This window comes from Sphingomonas chungangi (assembly GCF_013778325.1).
GTDB lineage: Bacteria > Pseudomonadota > Alphaproteobacteria > Sphingomonadales > Sphingomonadaceae > Solisphingomonas > Solisphingomonas chungangi.
In genome coordinates, this window is the sequence record NZ_JACEIB010000027.1 from 216,186 (window position 1) to 234,755 (window position 18,570).

An 18,570-nucleotide genomic window follows, 5' to 3' on the forward strand; every position below is an offset into this window, starting at 1 on the left:
CCAATCTTTACCACATCCCTTCATAGGATCGGGCCCATGAAAGCCATCATCCTTGCCGGCGGTCTCGGGACGCGCCTTGCCGAAGAAACCTCGCTTCGTCCGAAGCCCATGGTGGAGATCGGCGGCAAGCCGATCCTCTGGCACATCATGAAAATCTACGCCCAGCACGGCGTCACCGAATTCATCGTGTGCCTTGGCTACAAGGGCTACATGATCAAGGAATATTTCTTCAACTACGCCATGCACATGTCGGACATCACAATCGACATGCGGCGCGGCACCACCGAAGTGCATCGCAATGCGTCGGAAGACTGGAAGATCTCGCTAATCGACACCGGCGCCGAGACGATGACGGGCGGCCGCTTACGCCAGGCGCTCCAGTATCTCGGTGACGACGAGGATTTCTGCCTGACCTACGGTGACGGCGTGTCGGATCTGGACGTCGGCGCGGCGATCGCCTTCCACAAGGAGCATGGCCGCCGCGCGACGGTGACCGCCGTGCGCCCCGCCTCGCGCTTCGGCATGCTCGATCTGGCCGGCGACACCGTCGCCGCCTTTGCCGAGAAGCCGGTGGAGGAAGGCGGCTGGATCAACGGCGGCTTCTTCGTGCTGAACCGATCGATCGGTCAGTATCTCGGCAATTCGGATGCCTGCGTGTGGGAGCGCGAGCCGCTCGAGCGGCTGGCCGCCGACGGCGAACTCAAGTCCTACTTCCACGATGGCTTCTGGCAGCCGATGGACACGCTGCGCGACCGCCAGATGCTCGAAGGTCTGTGGGAGCGGCACGAGGCGCCGTGGAAGACGTGGCACTGAAGCGTGCTTCTCCACCTTCTCTACCTCCGTTCGCACTGAGCGTAGTCGAAGTGCAGCCACCGCACCGCATGGCCTTCGACTGCGCTCAGGCCGAACGGAGTTCGGGATGCTGAGCGCGGAATTCTGGTCCAACCGCAAGGTCTTCGTAACCGGCCACACCGGCTTCAAGGGCAGCTGGCTGCTCCTGCTGCTGGAGCGGCTAGGCGCTGACGTGACCGGCTTCGCGCTGGCCCCTCCGACCAAGCCCTCGATGTTCGACATGATCGACGGCCCCGCCCGCTGCCGCCATGTCGTCGGCGACATCCGCGATCTCGCCGCCATCGAAGCCGCGATCCGGGATTCGGAGATCGTGCTGCACCTCGCCGCGCAACCACTCGTGCGTGCATCCTACCTCACGCCGGTGGAGACCTACGCCGCCAATCTGATGGGCACGGTCAACGTCCTCGATGCCTGCCGCCGCGCACCGGAAGTTAAGACCATCGTCTCGATCACGACCGACAAATGCTACCGCAACGACGGCCGCGCCGAAGGCTATCTCGAGGATGCGCCGCTCGGCGGGCATGATCCCTATTCCAACTCCAAGGCCTGCGCCGAGCTTGCCGCGCAATCCTATCGCGACAGCTTCCTCGCGGCCGCCGACATCGGCCTCGCCACCGCGCGCGCCGGCAACGTGATCGGGGGCGGCGATTTCGCCGAGGACCGGCTGGTGCCCGATGCCGCGCGCGCCTTCGCGGCGAGCCGGCCGCTCGAAATCCGCAACCCCAACGCGACCCGCCCCTGGCAGCATGTGCTGGAGCCGATCGCCGGCTACCTCCTGCTAGCCCAACGGCTGCACGCCGATCGCAACACCTTCGCCAAAGGCTGGAATTTCGGCCCCTCCGCCGCCGATGTCGCGCCGGTCGGCACGGTGATCGATCTATTCGCCCGCCACTGGGGCGGCGGCACCGAGGTGGTGCCTCAGCCCGGCGAGCATCCGCACGAGGCCGCGCTCCTCACGCTCGATTCCACTGCGGCGATCGAGACTTTGGGCTGGACGCCGCGCCTCGCGCTCGACGAAGCGCTGCGATGGTCCGCCGACTGGTATCGGCTCGCCGCATCGAAGGGCGATGTGACGGCGCTCTCGCAACAGCAAATTAACCACTATCTTTCATAGCTGGCTCCCATGGGAGCTTCGACATCCAGGCGGATTCTGGTCACCGGCGCAGGCGGCTTCGTCGGTGCGGCGGTGGTGCACGCGGCGCTGGCGGCGGGGCATCACCCGATCGCGCTGGTCCGCACGCCCGGCGCCGCGCGGCTGACCGGCCTCGATATTCCGATCTACGTCTCCGATCTTGCCGATAGCGCGCGCATCTCGGCGGTGCTTTACGAGGCGCGGCCTGACATCGTCATCCACTCGGCCTGGGAAGGCGTCGGCGGCCCTTCACGCGCCGGCGACATCCAGTTCGAGAATATCCGTACCACCTGTGCGCTGGCCGATGCCGCCATCGCAGTTGGGTGCTCCAAGTTCGTCGGGATCGGCAGCCAGGCCGAATATGGTCGCTTCGATCGGCGCATCACGGAAGACGACCTGCCCAACCCCACGATGCTCTACGGCGCTGCCAAACTCTCCGCCTGCCACCTCACCCGCCAGCGCTGCGAGGCAGCGGACGTCGGATTCGCGTGGTTGCGCCTCTTCTCGGTTTACGGACCGGGCGACAATCCCAATTGGCTCATCCCGAGCGTGACCGCACGACTGCTCGACGGCATCGCGCCACGCACCACCGAGGGCACACAGCACTGGGATTATCTCCACGTCCACGACGTCGCGACCGGCACGCTGGCCGCCGCCGTCTCGGATGACGCGACCGGCGCCATCAACCTCTCCAGCGGCCAGCCCGCCACCGTCCGCTCGATCATCGAGCGTTTGCGCGACCATGCCGCGCCGGGCCTGCCGCTGCGCTTCGGCGACATGCCCTTCGGCGCCGGCCAGATCATGCATCTCGAAGGCGACAATACCCGCCTGCGCGCGACCGGCTGGGCGCCCTCTATCTCCCTCGACACCGGCCTCGCGCAGACTGTCGACTGGATGCGCGCCATCAGGAAGCAAGCCGCATGAAGACGATCTCGATCATCTCGCCCTGCTTCAACGAGGCGGAGAATGTCCGCGCCTGCCGCGATGCGGTGAAGGCGCTGTTCGCCGAGGGCGGCCCACTCGCCATGTACGCGCACGAGCACATCTTCGCAGACAACGCGTCCGCCGACGGCACCGTCGATATCCTGCGCGCAATGGCGGCCGACGATCCCGACATGAAGGTGATCCTGAACGCGCGCAATTACGGCCCATTCCGGTCCAACTTCAACGCGCTGCGCACCGCGACCGGGGATGCCGTGCTGGTCTTCCTGCCTGTCGACCTACAGGACCCGCCGCACATGATCGCGGACTTCGTGCAACTCTGGGAGAGCGGCATCGAGGTGGTCGCCGGCGCGCGCGTCAACCGGCAGGAGAGCCTTGGCTTGCGCACCTGCCGCGCGATCTTCTACCGCGTCGTCAACACGCTGTCGGACATAGACATCCCGCTCAACGTCGGCGAGTTCCAGCTGATTGACCGAAAGGTGTGGAAGGCGGTGGTCGAGCATGACGACCATTATCCCTATATCCGGGGCATCATCGCCTCGGTCGGCTTCCGCCGCGTGATCGTGCCCTACACGTGGGAAGCCCGGAAGAAGGGCTTGTCCAAGAACAACCTGCCCCGCCTGATCGACCAGGCACTGAACGGCATCTTCTCCTTCACCAGCGCGCCGATGCGGCTGTGCACCTTCGCCGGGCTCAGCCTATCGGCGCTGTCGATCTTCTACGCGATGCTGTCGGTGGTGCTCTATTTCGCGATGCCGGGGCACAGCCCGCGCGGCATGGCGACGCTGATCACCGCCTTGTTCTTCCTGTCGGGCGTGCAGCTCGCCTTCATCGGCATCCTGGGCGAGTACGTTACATCGATCCATTCGCAGGTGAGGAAGCGCCCGCTTGTGGTCGAGCGCGAGCGAATCAACATGGGTGCCGACGAGAACCCGGTCCACGAACTGCAACGGCTGGTCATCAACGGATGACGGCGGCCGAGGCGGCGGCCCGCCGCGCGCCCGGCATACCACTTCGCTGGCTTATCGCCACGCTCTTCGCGCTGGTGGCAGCGAGCGGCCTGCTGCTGCCGGCGTTTCTCGGCCTGCCTGCTTTCTTGTCTATTCCGCTCGTCATCGTCGGCGCGGGCGGCATCAGCCTGCTCGTCCTGGGGAGCGAGGCAGATGAGACGCGCATCGTCGGGCGTACCCTCGCGATCTGCTTCGGGCTGGCGCTGGCGCTCTTGATCCTCGGCGGCGAAGGGCGGCTGCTTTTCGCTCCGGCCGACTGGCAGATCCGTGATGCCGTGCTCGCCGACCTCGGTCGCCATCGCTGGCCGTTCGCCTATGTGCTGCCGGACGGCTCGAAGATCCTGCGCGCGCCGCTCGGCATGTACCTGCTGCCCGCACTCGCAGGTGGCGGACAAAGAGCTCTCGATCTCGCGCTGCTCGGACAGAATGCGATCGTGCTCGGGCTGGTGCTGGCAATAGCTTCGTCGCTATTCGCGGCCGGAAGACCCCGGCGCGCGGCCGCAACCGTCTTCTTCCTGTTCAGCGGGTTGGACGCCATCGGCATGCTGATCGCCCACGCGATGGGTCACGCCGCCTCCTTCTATCATCTCGAGAACTGGGCTTGGGGCCTCCAATATACCGCGACGATCAGCCAGCTATTCTGGGCGCCGCAGCATGCGTTGGCGGGCTGGGCCTGCGCAGCGCTGTTTCTGCTGTGGCAGCAAGGCAAGGTGCGGATCGGCACGGCCGCCGCGGGGGTACCTCTCTTCGCCTTCTGGTCGCCATTGGCGGTGGCGGGCGCGGTGCCGTTCCTCGCTTATGCGGGCCTGCGCGATCTGAAGCGGTTGCGCCCCGCCGATTGCGCGCTGCCGCTGCTCGCTCTGGCGATCTCGGCGCCGGCGCTCTGGTATCAGCATGCGGGCGCAGCAACACTCTACAACGGGCCGAACCGCCCCGATCCGCTTTTCTATGCGCTGAGCCTGTTGCTGGAGGTCGCGCCGTTCGTCTTGCCGGCGCTGATCGCCGGCACGCGCTTCGGCCGGGCGCCGCTGTGGATCGCTGTCGTGCTTCTCGTCCTCGCCCCGCTCTGGCGGATCGGCGACTGGGCGGATTTCCAGATGCGCGTGACGATCGTGCCGCTCTGCCTGCTCGCCGCAGCCATCGCCGACCTGCTTCTGCGCGAGAATCGACCGAATCTACGCCGCTATTGCTTCGTCATGCTGGCGATCGGATCGTTGACCATGCTGTCCGAGCTGTTCCCGGTGCTGACCATGCGTGCCTCGCCCCCGCCACTCTGCTCGCTGCCGGGCGTGTGGACGAGGCAGACCGGCATGATCGTGCCGAACGCCACCTATCTGGCGTCCGTCTCCGCCTTGCCGGTCCGGCCGGCCGAGATCGTCGATCCGCGCCGCGACCCTCCGCGTTGCTGGTCGCGCGGATGGATCACCCCGGCATGGACCGGCTGATAATCGCGCGCACGTCCACCGCGGCCTCGAAGGCACCATAAGCCGATCCGCGCGACGTCAGCCGCAACCGGCAGAAGGCCTCTGCCATCGGATTGTCCCACTGGAGCAGCACCGCCGCCTGCGCGGCCAATGCAAGCTTTTCCACGAGCAACCGGGCACGCCCTTCGTCGGCCATGAAATCAAGATCATCGAGCCAGGCATCGTAGAACCGATCCCGTCCCCGCGCGCCGTCGAAGAACGCCCGCAGCGCCTCGACGCCTTCAGGCTCGCGCGTCAGCCCACGCAGCAGATCGAGCGCGATGACGTTACCCGATCCTTCCCAGATCGCGTTGAGCGGCGACTGGCGGAACAGGCGCGGCATCGGGCCGGTCTCGATATAGCCTGCGCCTCCGTGGCACTCCATCGCCTCGTTCACGAGGGCGGGCGCGCGCTTGCAGATCCAGTATTTGGCGATCGGGGTCAATAAGCGGGCAACCTGATCGTCTTCGTCGAACGCTTGCGCGATGCGCAGCGAGAGCGCCGTGGCCGCCTCGCTCTCTACGCTCAAGTCGGCGAGTACCGCCGCCATCGCAGGCTGGTCGATAAGCCGTTTCTGGAAGGCCGATCGATGTGCGGTGTGCCATAGCGCCTGCGCCAGCGCGGCACGCATCTGAGAGGCCGAACCGATCACACAATCCAGCCGCGTGTGCTGCACCATCCGGATGATGGTGGCGACGCCCCGCCCTTCCTCGCCAATCCGCCGGGCCAGCGCGCCGTGATATTCCACCTCGGAGGAGGCGTTGGACTTGTCGCCCATCTTGTCCTTCAGCCGCACGATGCGGAAACCCGCATTGCGCGTGCCGTCCGGCAGCCAGCGCGGCAGCAGGAAGCAGGTGAGCCCGCCCGGCGCATAAGCGAGCGTCAGGAAGGCGTCGCACATCGGTGCCGAGCAGAACCATTTGTGGCCGGTCAGCCGATACCAGCCGTCGCCGTCCGCGATCGGCTCGGCGTGTGTGGTGTTTGCGCGGACGTCGGAGCCGCCCTGCTTCTCGGTCATCGCCATGCCGATGGTGACGCCGGTCTTCTCGCTGGCCGGCCGGACTGCGGGATCGTAGCGGCCGGCGGTGATACGCGGCACCCATTCGTCGCGCACCGCCGGCTCGACCGACAAAGCGGGCACCGAAGCGTAGGTCATCGTCATCGGGCAGCTCGTGCCCGAATCCGGCTGGCCGGTGAGGAAGAGCGTTGCGGCGTGGGCGACATGCCCGGCGGGCGTGCCATCCCAAGCCACGCTGGCGACACCGGAGCCGAGGCCGAACTCCATCAACCAATGATAAGCCGGATGGAAACGCACCTCGTCGATACGGCGGCCCCAGCGATCGTGCGTGTCGAGCTCGGGCGGATGGCGGTTGGCCTCGACCCCCCAGCCGATCACCTCGGCCGATCCGGCTCGGCGGCCGATCTGGCCCAGCCGCGCCGCGTGCTTAGCCCCACCCGCCTTCGCCGCGGCATCGGACAGCGCGCGATCCGTCGCAAAGAGATCGACATCCTCGAAGGGGAGCGGCTGGTTGGTGACCTCGTGGGTGTCGAGATCGGCGATCGGATCGAGCGGGGCCATGGCGCTCCCTAGCACAGTCAGTAGCGCATCGGGGGTGCCCCGGCGCGCAGCAGGACCGACGCGACGCACGCCACCACAACGGCACCCGCCGCAATCGCCAGCCGCCCGCGCGGCACGCGTCGGCATCCCCCCAGCAGCACCGCCGCCAGCGCGGTGGAGAGGATCAGCCACAAATGATAGCGGAGGTCCGACGCGATGCTCACCACCGCGAAGCTCGCCGTCATCAGCATCGCCGAAACGGCGAGTGAAAGCGCCAGCGTCCGCGCCGGCTGTCGCGGCGTGGCGAGCAATACCCACCCGATTGCCAGCGTCGCGACCAGCCAGACGGCCGGCACACCGATCGGCGTCTCCTCGATCGCTCCGGCGACGCGGCTGAGCGCGACCGTGGCGCCGCTCGCCTTCGCGCCGACATTGTACAGATTTTCGGGCGTCTGGAACGGTGCGGCGGCGCTGTGCTCGTCCGGTGGCGTGACGATCCGCAAGGTCGAGTTGAGGTGAGCGGCGCGATGCTCGGCATAGGCCAGCGGGTGTGCGATGATCGCCGCGATCCAGTTGTGGAACAGCGGCGGCGGCCCGTTATCGTCCGAGACCAGCCCATTGCCCATCGGCCCGCAGCGCGCCGGATCGGCGAAGGGATCCCAATAGAAGGGCGTCGTACAATGCAACTGCTCCGCCTTCGCCCAATCCGCGTCCGACAAGCCCGGCATCGCGGCGAGATGCGCGCGATCGGAGATGCCGGCGAGATCAAAGATCGGCAGCGTATATTGCACGCCCGAGCGGTCCGCTCCCAGCAGCCCGTGGTTGATCGGCCCGGAGATGCCGATCACCGCCAGCATCGCGCCGAGCAACAGCCCGATCCTCGCCCACCAGCGCCTGAGCCCGAGCCAACCGCCCCACATCAGCGCCAGCGGCATCACCGCGAATACCGAGTTCGCGCGCAGCAACATCGCATAGGCAAGCAGCACCGCCACGACGATCACCGCCCACCACGGCAACGGCCGCTTCGCCAGCCGGAACAGCGCGACCAGCCCGATCGCGCAGGCGAGCGCGCCGATCATCTGGCAGTCCTTGTCGACCACCACCATCCAGTCGAGCACCGGCGGCAGCAACCCGACCGCCAGCACGCACCAGCCCGCGATCGGCGCCCGTGCCCGCCGTAGCGCCACCGCCAGCATCGCCAGCCCTGACCACAGCAATACAAGCTGCAGCAGCAGCATCGGCGCCGTGCCCCAAGCACCGGCTTTCAGGAACAGCGACCACAATCGCGCCATGATCGGCGGGTGCCAGTCATCATACCGGCCGGTGATGGCCTGGGCGAACTGGGTGGTCGCGTCGTAGGCGGCGATGCCGGGCCACGCGAGGGCCGCGCAGGCGACCAACAGCAGCAACGCCACGATCAGCGGCGGCCAGGTTCCGACAACCCGCGCACGCCTCATTTCAATGTCCGGTCAAAGGCCAGAAAAAGGCGATCAGCGGCGTGCCCACGACGATCACCATCACCGAGAGCGGCGCGCCCAGCCGCGCATAGTCCCAGAAGCGGTATCCGCCCGGCCCCATCACCAGCGTGTTGCACTGATGGCCGACGGGCGTGAGGAAGTCGCATCCCGCCCCCGTCGCCACCGCCATCAGGAACGGATCCGGCGAGAGGCCGAGCGCCTTCGCGACGGACACCGCGATCGGACCCAGCACCAGCACGGTCGGCGCATTGTGGAGGAAGGGCGAGCAGAGCATCGAGGCCAGCATCAGCGTGCCCAGCACGAGCATCGGCGGCGATCCGGTCAGCACGGTCGCGAGGCCGTGCGCGATAAGGTCGGTGCCGCCGGTGTGGCGCACCGCCTCGCTCACCGGTGTCAGCGCGCCGATCAGCACCAGCACCTCTGGCTCGAGCGCGCCATAGGCCTCGCGCATCGTCAGCGAGCCGATCAGCACGATCAGCACCGCCGCGCCGAAGAAGGCAGCCGCAATTGAGATCACCTTGAACGCCACCAACACCAGCGCCACGGCGAGGATCGCGATCGGGCCATAGCGCTGGCGCGAATTGCCGAGCTTCACCGATCGCTCGGCCAGCGGCAGCAGCCCTGTCTGGCTCAGGAAATCCGGCATCGCCTCCTCGCCGGACTGAAGCAGCAGCACGTCGCCGGCGCGGATCGTCACCTCGCGCAACCGCTCGGTGATGCGCTGGCTGGAACGGCCGATGGCGAGCAGCTTCACCCCGTAGCGATCCTGCAGCCGTGCGCGCGCCGCCGAGGTGCCTATGAGCGGCGATTCCGGCTGCACGACGGCCTCGACCGAGCGGATCTCCTCCTTGGGGGTCGCCTTCTCGACATCCTTTTCGTCGTGCGCCTGCTTGAGCGGCAGGCGATCGAACAGGCGCGAGAGCGCGTCGTCGTCGCCCTCCAGCACCAGCACCTCGCCGGGCTTCAGCGGCGCGGACGGGCTGGCCGAAGTGCGGGTGCCGTCTGCCCGTTCGATCGCGACCAGTTCGACGCCATCCTTATCGAGGTCCAGATCGGCGATGGTCTTGAGGTTTTCGGGCAGTTCGTCGGGAATCGTCGCCTCGGTGGAATAGGAGGCGGTCGACACCACCTCCTGCAGCCCGCCGCCGCCGACCCTGCGCGGCAGCAGCGGCCAGCAGAATGTCACCACGACCAGCCCGAGGAAGGTCAGCCCCAGACCCACCGGCGCGAAGTCGAACATCGCGAAGGGGTGGCCGGTCTCCTCCTGCCGCACCTGGCTGACGATGATGTTGGTCGACGTGCCGACCAGCGTCACCAGCCCACCGAGCAGCGACATGAAGCTCATCGGCATCAGCAGCGCCGAGACCGAGCTGCCCTCGGTGCGGCCGAGCTTGAGCGCAGTCGGCATCAGGATCGCCAGCGCACCGACATTCTTGGTGAGCATCGAAAGCAGGCCGGTCGCGCCCGCCATCACCGGCACCTGCACGCGCAGCCGCTTGAGGCGGGAGAGGAGCGGCCTCAGCCCGCTCTCGATCACGCCCGATTTGGCGATGGCGGCCGAGACGATCAGGGCGGTGGCGATGATCACCACGACGTCGCTGGTGAAGCCCGTGAAGGCCTCCTTCACGGGCACGACACCCATGGCCATGCCGATCAACAGTACCACGAGGGAAACGAGATCGTAGCGGAAGCGGCCCCAGGCGAAAGTCGCGATCGCCCCGCCGACGAGCGCGAACGACAGGATCTGGGGTGTCGTCATGCGCCTCCGAGCGTAGCGGACGAAACACGCTTCGTCACCTGATCCCCACCGACGCGCCACGGGCGAGAAAGTTGCGCGGCTGTAACCGATCGGGGTCAACGCGCGTAATCCCATGCGTTCCATTCCGCTCGGGCCGAGCTTGTCGAAGCTCTGCCCTTGTTCTTCGAGCGGCAAAGGGAGAGGACAGGCTTCGACAGGCTCAGCGCGAACGGGAGGTGCGAGATGGACGAGCGAGAAACTCCCAGGGGTGGCGACACCGTCTATCGGCACCGGTTGCCCGTCCGGCTGTGGCACTGGGCGAACGCGCTCGCGGTGTTCGTGATGCTGATGAGCGGGTTGATGATCTTCAACGCCCATCCCCACCTCTATTGGGGCCAGTATGGCGCGAACTACGATCATAGCTGGCTGGACATCACACCGGGACACCTGCGCATCGGTCCGCTGACCATTCCGACGCCCCACCTGCTCGGCGTACAATCGGGCGGCCGTACCGTTGCCTTTCCGCCTTGGGCGACCATCCCCACGCATTACGACCTCGCCGGGGCGCGGCAGTGGCATTTCGCCTTCGCGTGGCTGCTCGTGGTGCCGGGCCTATGCTTCCTGCTCTGGGGCCTCGTCCGCCGCCATTTCTGGCGCGACCTCGCGCCCGGCCGCGAGGAACTGACACCCCGCCACCTCTGGCACGACATCAGCGACCACGCTCGCCTGCGCTTCCCGACCGGCGAGGCGGCGCGGCGCTACAACATCCTCCAGAAGATCGCCTACGGCATGGTGATCTTCGTGCTGCTGCCCGGCGTGGTGCTGACCGGGCTCACCATGTCGCCCGGGATGGACGCGGCGTGGCCGTGGCTGCTCCATCTGTTCGGCGGGCGCCCGTCCGCGCGATCGATCCACTTCCTATGCGCAATGGGGCTGGCTGCCTTCATCCTGATCCACCTGTTGATGGTGGTGCTGGCCGGGCCGATCAACGAGGTCCGGTCGATGATCACCGGCCGCTATCGCCTGCCCAGGGAGAAGGCCGAGTGATCCGCCTCTCCCGCCGCCGCCTGATCGGCTCGCTGGGCGCGGGCGCCGGGGGGCTGCTGCTCTCCGGCTGCGACAAGATCAATTCTTCGCCCGCCGTCCAATCGCTGCTCGGCCTCGGCGAGAAGGCGACGTTCAGGGCGCAGCGCATCGTATCGGACCGCGCCGCGCTGGCGCCCGAATATACCGCGTCGGACATGTCGCCCTTCTTCCGCACCAATGGCAACCGCGACCCCGGCACGCCCGAATATGATACGCATGTCGCGAACGGCTTCGCAGACTGGCAACTGGCGGTGGATGGGCTGGTGGCGAACCCGCTCTCGCTGTCGCTAGCGCAGATCCGCAGCCTGCCCCGCCGCACCCAGATCACCCGCCACGATTGCGTCGAGGGCTGGAGCGCGATCGGCCAGTGGACCGGCCTGCCGCTCGGCATGCTTCTCAAGCAGGCGGGGCTGCGCTCGGCCGCGCGCTACGTGGTGTTCCACTGCGCCGATCTCTCGCGCGGCGTGCCCTATTACGAGTCGATCGACCTGATCGACGCCTTCCATCCCCAGACCATCCTCGCCTGGGGCATGAACGGCCAGACGCTCGACGTCGGCCACGGCGCGCCCCTGCGGCTGCGCGTGGAACGGCAGCTCGGTTACAAGCAGGCCAAGTACGTGATGCGCGTCGAAGCGGTCGCGAGCCTCGCCGGCATCGGCGGCGGCAAGGGGGGCTATTGGGAGGATGTCGTCGGCTATCAATGGTATGCCGGCATCTAGGCGATTGGCCCGTGCCTTCGCCCGCCGAAAGGAGTAGCGGCGGCGCATGGAGAGCAGCCCCCTTCCCGCCGCCACTGGCCAGCAGAGCCCGGCGATCAGCGTCACCGAATTGTTCACGATCGGCATCGGCCCGTCGAGCTCGCACACCGTCGGCCCGATGCGCGCGGCTCACGATTTCGCGCGGAGCCTGCGCGAGGACGGCATCGTTCCGGCACGGATCAAATGCGATCTCTACGGATCGCTCTCGCTCACCGGCAAGGGCCACGGGACGGACGGCGCCGTGATCCTCGGCCTCGCCGGCGAGACGCCCGAGGGCGTCGATCCCGATGCGGTGCCGGCGCTGGTCGAGCGCATCCGGAACGAGAAGCACCTGCCGCTGGGCGGCGGCGAAGAGGTGCCGTTCTGCGAGGCGAAGGATCTCATCTTCCACAAGAGCTTCCTGCCCGCCCACCCCAACGGCATGGCCTTCACCGCCGTCCTGGCCGACGGCAGCCGGATCGTGCGCCGATATTACTCGATCGGCGGCGGCGCGATCCGCATGGAGGGCGAGCAGCCGGTTCGCGCCAATGTCGAGATACCTTATCCGTTCGGATCGGCCGACGAACTGCTCGCGATCGGCGACGCGACCGGCCTGTCGATCGCCGACATCGTCCGCGCCAACGAGGCGGCATGGCGCGACGACGCTGAGACCGACGCCTTCCTCGGCGCGGTGCGCGCGGCGATGTTCGGATCGATCGATCGCGGCTGCAAGGGCGACGGGGAGCTGCCCGGCGGCCTCAAGGTCCAGCGCCGCGCCGCCGCTATGAAGCAGAAGCTGCTCGATCGCGGCCCCCGCGCCGATCCCGGCCTCGTGTTCGAATGGGTCAGCCTCTACGCGCTCGCGGTGAACGAGGAGAATGCGGTAGGCGGCCGCGTCGTCACCGCGCCGACCAACGGAGCTGCGGGCGTGATCCCGGCGGTGCTCAAATATTACGAGACCTTCGTGCACGGATCGACGCCGGAGGGATCGCGCAAATTGCTCTACACCGCCTCGGCGATCGGCTTCCTCTACAAGAAACGGGCCTCGATCTCGGCGGCCGAGATGGGCTGCCAGGGCGAGGTCGGCGTCGCCTGCTCGATGGCGGCAGGCGGGCTTGCGGCAGCGCTGGGTGGCACCAACCACCAGGTCGAGAACGCCGCCGAGATCGGCATGGAGCACAATCTCGGCCTCACCTGCGATCCGATCGGCGGGCTGGTGCAGATCCCCTGCATCGAGCGCAACACGATGGGCGCGATCAAGGCGATCAACGCCGCCTATCTGGCGCTGCACGGCGACGGGCGGCACATCGTCAGTCTCGATCAGGTGATCGAGACGATGCGCCAGACAGGCGAGGACATGAAGAGCAAGTACAAGGAAACCAGCCTCGGCGGGCTGGCGGTGAACGTGGTGGAGTGCTGAGCTAGGCGAGCAGGCCCCTCGCCCACCGATCGAACAGCAAAGGCCAGAGCGAGCCGGGGTTGCTGTCCGGCAGGCTGACACCGAAGCCATGCCCGCCGTTGCGGATCAGATGCGCCTCCACCGATACGTCGTGCGCGCGACAGGCGGCGAGCCATTGCTCGCTGCACGACGGCGGCACGACAGTGTCGTCGAACGCCTGGAGCAGGAAGCAGGGCGGCGTGCGCGCATCGACATGCAGCACCGGCGAACGATGGTCGATCAGTTGCGGTGAAGCGTCCGGCCCGAGCAGGAGCGCGCGCGAGCCCGGATGAGTGCCGGGCATCCTCAGCGTGGTGACGGCGTAGATTAGCCCGGAAAAATCCGGCCGGGCCGGCAAGCGATCCGCTGCGTCGACGGGCACATAGACCGCCTCGTTATAGGCCGTCGTCAGGCTGGCCGCGAGGTGTCCGCCCGCCGAGAAACCCAGCGTGCCGACCCGCGCCGGATCGACGCCAAAGCCCCTCGCTCCAGCCCTGATCAGCCGGATCGCGCGCTGCGCATCCTGCAACGGCACGTCGGAACGATGCTGCCACCCGTCGCCCGGGAGGCGATAGGCGAGCAGGAAGATCGTGTAGCCGAGCGCCCCGAAGCGTTTCGCGACATCCAGCCCTTCGTGCGACACCGCCTCATAGGCATAGCCGCCGCCGGGGATAGTCAGCAGCCCGATGCCGTTGGGTCGCGCGGGACGCAGCACGTAGAGCGTCGGATCGGCGACGCCGCGCAACTGGAGGTCGGGCTGGGCCGCCGTGCCGTGGAGCTGGAGATCGGGCCTGGGCAGCGTCGCGCCCGCACCCGGCGGCCGGCTCGGCCAGAGACGGATCGCCTCCTTGGGCGGCCATGCGGGCATGGCCGGTTGCTGCGCCAACAGCGGCCCTGCCACGCCCGCCACAACCGCCGATCCGATCAACGCCCGCCGGTCGATCACGTCAGTGCCACCGGCCATCCGTCGGCATCCCAGCGCAGTTCGGCGAGGCGGAGGGTCGGCGCGGCGTCATGCTCGGCATCGTAGGCATGGTAGACGATGATGTCGCGGTCCTTGTCGTGGAAGAGGCCGCAATGGCCGGGGCCGTGCCAGCGCGTGCCGCCCCGGGGACGCTCGATGAGGACGGTCTTGGCGGCACCCTCCATCATCGGCTTGCCTTCCTTGTCCACGTAAGGTCCGGTGACCGTCTTCGATCGTCCGCACGCGACGAAGTAGTTGGAGGCAAGCTTGCGACAACAATAATCGTAGCTGGCGAAGAGATAGTAATAATCGCCATGGCGGAAGATGAAGCCGCCCTCGATCGGGTTATCCGCCCCTTCCGGCGCGGGGCGATAGGCGAGCGACCACATACGCGTGTCTCCGGGCGCGCTTGCCCGTTTTTTTGTCGAGCTTGATCAGCTTGAGGCCACCCCAATAGCTGCCGAACTCCAACCAATCCTCGCCGTTCGCGTCGCGGACGAAATTGGAATCGATCGCGTTGTAGCCGATGCTAGGATGCGTCTCGACGACGAGGCCGTGATCGGTCCACTTGTAGTGGGGTGCATTGCGATCGAGCGTCGGCGTCGTCGCGAAGCCCGTCACCGATCGCATCGATCCGCCGGTCGAGACCGAATAATACATCCGGTACAGGCCATCGACATAGGAGATGTGCGGCGCCCAGACGCTCTTCGCGTCGGGGATCGCCTCATGCGCCCAATCGGGGATGCCGAAAGGCGGATCGTTGTCGGTCCAATTCTGGAGATCCTTGGAGATGCGCCAGCTCGGCCCCGGCTTGCCGGCCCAGCCGCCCGATCCGAAGACATGATAGGTGTCGCCCTCGCGGATCATCACCGGATCGTGCAGGCCGGTGTGATAGCCGGTGAGATGCGCGTTCAGCGTGTCCGGCGCCGTATCGGCTGCAGCGGCGCGGGGGAGCAGCGAGACGGCGGAGAGCGACAGCGCCCCTTTCAGCAATCCACGGCGGTCGGCGGCGATCATCGGCGGGGCTCCTTGCAGGACTGGGCGGGGAGAGGCGAAAGCGGCGGCGGGCCGTCGGTCATGCGGATCGGCAGGATGCGGCCATCCTTGGCATAGCGGATCGCGTCGATCGCGACCTGCCGCGTGCCCTGATACGGGCCGGGTCCGAGGCGACGGTGGGATCGGGAAACTTGCCGATATCCTGCGCGACGATCGCGTCGACGATCTGGTCCGAATTGCGCTTGATCAATTTATCCGATAAATGAGAAATACGCTACGATTTTATGGTAAAAATTGCTGCGCTGTTCGGGGTGCGGAAATCCGCGGATGATCAGTGGCTGTCCCGCGGGATTCCGAAAGTCCGGTCGATCTTCTGGAAGCGTTCGGCGCCTTCGAGGATCGCGCCAGTGCCGAGCTGGCCGACATCGCGACGCTGGATCTCCTGCCACGGAGTCTGCGATGGCGGATAGGCATAGCCGCCCGCGGCATCCAGATCGGCCCGGCGACGTTCCAGTTCGCCATCCGCGAGCAGCACGTCCACCCGCCCCTTGCCGAGATCGACGCGCAGGCGATCATAGGTGCGCAGCAAGGCGAGATTGCCGCCCGCCGCCGCCTCGGGCGAAGCGTTGAGGATCGAGGGCGAGCCGCTGGTGCCGGACTGGCGCCCGTCGCCAAGACATGGCAGCTCGGTGACGCCCGCCTTCACCAGATAGCTGGGCGGTCGCATGTTCACGACCTCCGCCGCACCCGGATAGCCGATCGGCCCGCAGCCTCGGATGACGAGGATGTCGGTGGCGGTGATCGCCAGCGACGGATCGTCGATGCGGGTATGATAATCCTCCGGCCCGTCGAACACGATCGCACGCCCCTCGAAAGCGTCGGGGTCGGCGGGGTTGCGCAGGAAGCGATCGCGGAAACCTTCCGAGATCACGCTGGTCTTCATGATGGCGCTGTCGAACAGGTTGCCGGTCATGACGAGGAAGCCGGCGCGCTGCTTCAACGGCCGGTCGAACGGTCGGATCACGTCGGGCGACTGGGTGGTCACGTCGCGGCAATTGTCGCCGATGCTGCGGCCGTTGGCGGTGATGGCGTCCTCGCGGATCGACCCCTGCCGGATCAGCTCGCCGATCACGGCGGGGACGCCGCCGGCATGATAATAGTCCTCGCCGAGATACTCGCCCGCCGGCTGGAGATTCACCAGCAGCGGGATGTCGTGGCCGATCGCCTGCCAGTCGGCCAGGCTCAGCTCCACGCCGACATGGCGCGCGATGGCGGCGAGGTGGATCGGCGCGTTGGTCGATCCGCCGATCGCCGAGTTCACCGCGATCGCGTTGAGGAAGGCGTCGCGCGTCATGATGTCGGAGGGCTTCAGATCCTCGCGCACCATGTCGACGATGCGCCGGCCGGTCCGCCACGCCATCTCGACGCGCTGGCGGTAGGGCGCGGGGATCGCCGCCGAGCCGGGAAGCTGCATGCCCAGAGCCTCGGCCAGCGAATTCATCGTCGTCGCCGTGCCCATAGTGTTGCAATAGCCGGTGGACGGCGCCGAGGAGGCGACCAGATCGACGAAGCCGGTATAGTCGATCTCGCCCGCGGCCAGCATCTGCCGCGCCTTCCACACGATCGTGCCGGAGCCGGTGCGCTCGCCCTTGAACCAGCCGTTGAGCATCGGGCCGACCGACAGCGCGATGGCAGGCAGATCCACCGTCGCCGCCGCCATCAGCAGAGCCGGGGTGGTCTTGTCGCAGCCGATCGTCAGCACCACGCCGTCGAGCGGATAGCCGTAGAGCGTCTCGACGAGACTGAGATAAGCGAGGTTGCGGTCGAGCCCGGCGGTGGGCCGCTTGCCGGTCTCCTGGATCGGATGGACCGGGAATTCCACGGGCACGCCGCCCGCCTCGCGGATGCCGTCCTTCACGCGCTCGGCGAGGACGATGTGGTGGCGGTTGCACGGCGAGAGGTCGCTGCCGGTCTGCGCGATGCCGATGATCGGCCGGTCGGACTGCAATTCCTCGCGGCTGATTCCGTAATTCAGATAGCGCTCCAGATAGAGCGCCGTCATGTCCGGGCGCGCGGGGTCGTTGAACCACGCTCGCGAACGCAATCCGCGTGGCGTATCGGTGTCGGACAAGATCGACCCTCCCTGCGCCGGCCATGACAATCGGGCGGCAATTTTCTATTTATCAGATAAATGCGATTCGTTTCGGAAGCAAGGACCTGATGTGACAACCACGGCTCTAGCGATCATCGGCGCGGGAAAGATCGCGCGCGACCAGCATATGCCGGCCATTGCGGGTAGCGAAGCCTTTATGCTGACCGCGATCGTGGATCCGGCGTTGCCCGATCTGGGGGTTCCGGTATTCGCCTCGCTCGCCGGTCTGTTGAAGGCAGGGCCGGCGGTCGATGCCGTCGCAATCTGCACGCCGCCGCAGGTGCGGACCGGACTCGTGCTGGAGGCGATGGCGGCCGGGCTGCATGTGCTGATGGAAAAGCCGCCCGCCGCGACCTTGAGCGAAGTCGCCGCGATCGAGGCGGCGGCGCGGCCCGGTCGCACCGTCTATGCCACCTGGCACTCGCGCTTCGCCCCGATGGTGGCGCCCGCGCGTGACTGGCTGGCAGGGCGCACGATCCGCTCCGGCCGGCTCGTCTGGCGCGAGGACGCGCATCGCTGGCATCCGGGGCAGCACTGGCTTTGGCAGCCAGGCGGCATGGGGGTGTTCGATCCGACGATCAACGCCTTCTCGATCCTGACCGCGATCACGGATGCGCCGTGGAGCATCGCCCGCTCCGATTTCCAGATCCCGGTGGGGCTGCACGCGCCGATCTCGGCACAGCTGGAGATGCGGGTGGGCGGCGCGCCTGTCGCGGCGGACCTCCATTTCCACGACGACGATACGGCCGAATGGACGATCGCGCTGGAGACGGAGGGTGGCGGCACGCTCGAACTGCGCGACGGTGGCGCGACGCTGATCCTCGATGGCGGCGAGAGGCGGCACCAACCCAAGGCGGAATATCCGGCGATCTACGCGCATTTCGCGGCGCTGATCGCGGGTAGCCGATCGGAGGTGGACGCCCGCCCGCTCCGGCTGGTGGCTGACGCCTTCCTGCTGGCGCGGATCAGCGAAGCGGAAGCGTTCGAGCCCTAAGTATCCTCCCCCTGGCGGGGAGGATTTTGC

At 67.3% G+C, this 18,570-nt stretch carries 16 protein-coding genes; 9 read left to right on the forward strand and 7 right to left on the reverse strand.

Annotated features, from left to right (window positions below):
- Positions 1-36 precede the first annotated feature (36 nt).
- The 5 genes from rfbF to HZF05_RS18940 all read left to right on the forward strand — a co-directional run bounded on the left by rfbF (position 37) and on the right by HZF05_RS18940 (position 5,381).
- On the forward strand, positions 37-813 hold the full coding sequence (gene rfbF, locus HZF05_RS18920; RefSeq protein WP_160364043.1) for a glucose-1-phosphate cytidylyltransferase: 777 nt from the start codon (positions 37-39) through the stop codon (positions 811-813).
- 106 nt (positions 814-919) lie between these two features.
- On the forward strand, positions 920-1,966 hold the full coding sequence (rfbG, locus tag HZF05_RS18925) for a CDP-glucose 4,6-dehydratase (protein WP_160364044.1): 1,047 nt from the start codon (positions 920-922) through the stop codon (positions 1,964-1,966).
- 9 nt (positions 1,967-1,975) lie between these two features.
- Complete coding sequence (locus HZF05_RS18930; RefSeq protein WP_160364045.1) at positions 1,976-2,908, forward strand: NAD-dependent epimerase/dehydratase family protein; 933 nt, start codon at positions 1,976-1,978, stop codon at positions 2,906-2,908.
- Positions 2,905-3,897 (forward strand): glycosyltransferase family 2 protein, encoded by a 993-nt coding sequence (locus HZF05_RS18935; RefSeq protein ID WP_160364046.1) that lies wholly within the window; start codon positions 2,905-2,907, stop codon positions 3,895-3,897. Before HZF05_RS18930 ends, HZF05_RS18935 begins: the two co-directional genes overlap by 4 nt.
- Complete coding sequence (locus HZF05_RS18940) at positions 3,894-5,381, forward strand: hypothetical protein (RefSeq protein WP_160364047.1); 1,488 nt, start codon at positions 3,894-3,896, stop codon at positions 5,379-5,381. Before HZF05_RS18935 ends, HZF05_RS18940 begins: the two co-directional genes overlap by 4 nt.
- Here HZF05_RS18940 and HZF05_RS18945 read toward each other — a convergent pair.
- From HZF05_RS18945 to HZF05_RS18955, 3 genes are read right to left on the reverse strand one after another with little or no spacing between them, the layout of a single operon-like run.
- Entirely contained in the window at positions 5,359-6,978 is a 1,620-nt protein-coding gene (locus HZF05_RS18945) for an acyl-CoA dehydrogenase family protein (protein ID WP_160364048.1), read from the reverse strand. The genes HZF05_RS18940 and HZF05_RS18945 overlap by 23 nt on opposite strands.
- Positions 6,979-6,995: 17 nt before the next feature.
- Entirely contained in the window at positions 6,996-8,414 is a 1,419-nt protein-coding gene (locus HZF05_RS18950) for a hypothetical protein (protein WP_160364049.1), read from the reverse strand.
- Position 8,415: 1 nt separating this feature from the next.
- Positions 8,416-10,194: an SLC13 family permease gene (locus HZF05_RS18955; RefSeq protein ID WP_160364050.1), complete on the reverse strand. Its 1,779-nt coding sequence runs from the start codon at positions 10,192-10,194 to the stop codon at positions 8,416-8,418.
- A 222-nt stretch (positions 10,195-10,416) separates the two neighbouring features.
- On the opposite strand from HZF05_RS18955, the gene HZF05_RS18960 reads away from it, so the two are divergent.
- Genes HZF05_RS18960 through HZF05_RS18970 form a run of 3 tightly spaced genes read left to right on the forward strand, consistent with a single transcriptional unit; the run spans position 10,417 to position 13,416 of the window.
- Complete coding sequence (locus HZF05_RS18960) at positions 10,417-11,220, forward strand: cytochrome b/b6 domain-containing protein (protein WP_160364051.1); 804 nt, start codon at positions 10,417-10,419, stop codon at positions 11,218-11,220.
- Entirely contained in the window at positions 11,217-11,978 is a 762-nt protein-coding gene (locus HZF05_RS18965; RefSeq protein WP_160364052.1) for a molybdopterin-dependent oxidoreductase, read from the forward strand. Before HZF05_RS18960 ends, HZF05_RS18965 begins: the two co-directional genes overlap by 4 nt.
- A gap of 46 nt (positions 11,979-12,024) precedes the next feature.
- Positions 12,025-13,416, forward strand: coding sequence for an L-serine ammonia-lyase (locus tag HZF05_RS18970; RefSeq protein ID WP_160364053.1), 1,392 nt, complete (start codon positions 12,025-12,027; stop codon positions 13,414-13,416).
- Between the two features lies 1 nt (position 13,417).
- Here HZF05_RS18970 and HZF05_RS18975 read toward each other — a convergent pair whose 3' ends face one another.
- The 4 genes from HZF05_RS18975 to HZF05_RS18985 form a co-directional block, all read right to left on the reverse strand.
- On the reverse strand, positions 13,418-14,398 hold the full coding sequence (locus HZF05_RS18975) for an alpha/beta hydrolase (RefSeq protein ID WP_160364054.1): 981 nt from the start codon (positions 14,396-14,398) through the stop codon (positions 13,418-13,420).
- A complete protein-coding gene (locus tag HZF05_RS22220; protein WP_281367541.1) occupies positions 14,377-14,787 on the reverse strand; it encodes a family 43 glycosylhydrolase in 411 nt (136 codons plus the stop codon). Before HZF05_RS22220 ends, HZF05_RS18975 begins: the two co-directional genes overlap by 22 nt.
- Entirely contained in the window at positions 14,744-15,415 is a 672-nt protein-coding gene (locus HZF05_RS22225) for a family 43 glycosylhydrolase (RefSeq protein ID WP_281367542.1), read from the reverse strand. The genes HZF05_RS22220 and HZF05_RS22225 overlap by 44 nt, the downstream gene beginning before the upstream one ends.
- A 310-nt stretch (positions 15,416-15,725) precedes the next feature.
- Complete coding sequence (locus HZF05_RS18985) at positions 15,726-17,525, reverse strand: IlvD/Edd family dehydratase (protein WP_160364055.1); 1,800 nt, start codon at positions 17,523-17,525, stop codon at positions 15,726-15,728.
- 91 nt (positions 17,526-17,616) lie between these two features.
- On the opposite strand from HZF05_RS18985, the gene HZF05_RS18990 reads away from it, so the two are divergent.
- Positions 17,617-18,540 carry a Gfo/Idh/MocA family protein gene (locus tag HZF05_RS18990; RefSeq protein ID WP_343046924.1) on the forward strand — a complete coding sequence of 308 codons (924 nt, stop codon included), beginning with the start codon at positions 17,617-17,619 and terminating at the stop codon, positions 18,538-18,540.
- Positions 18,541-18,570 lie beyond the last annotated feature (30 nt).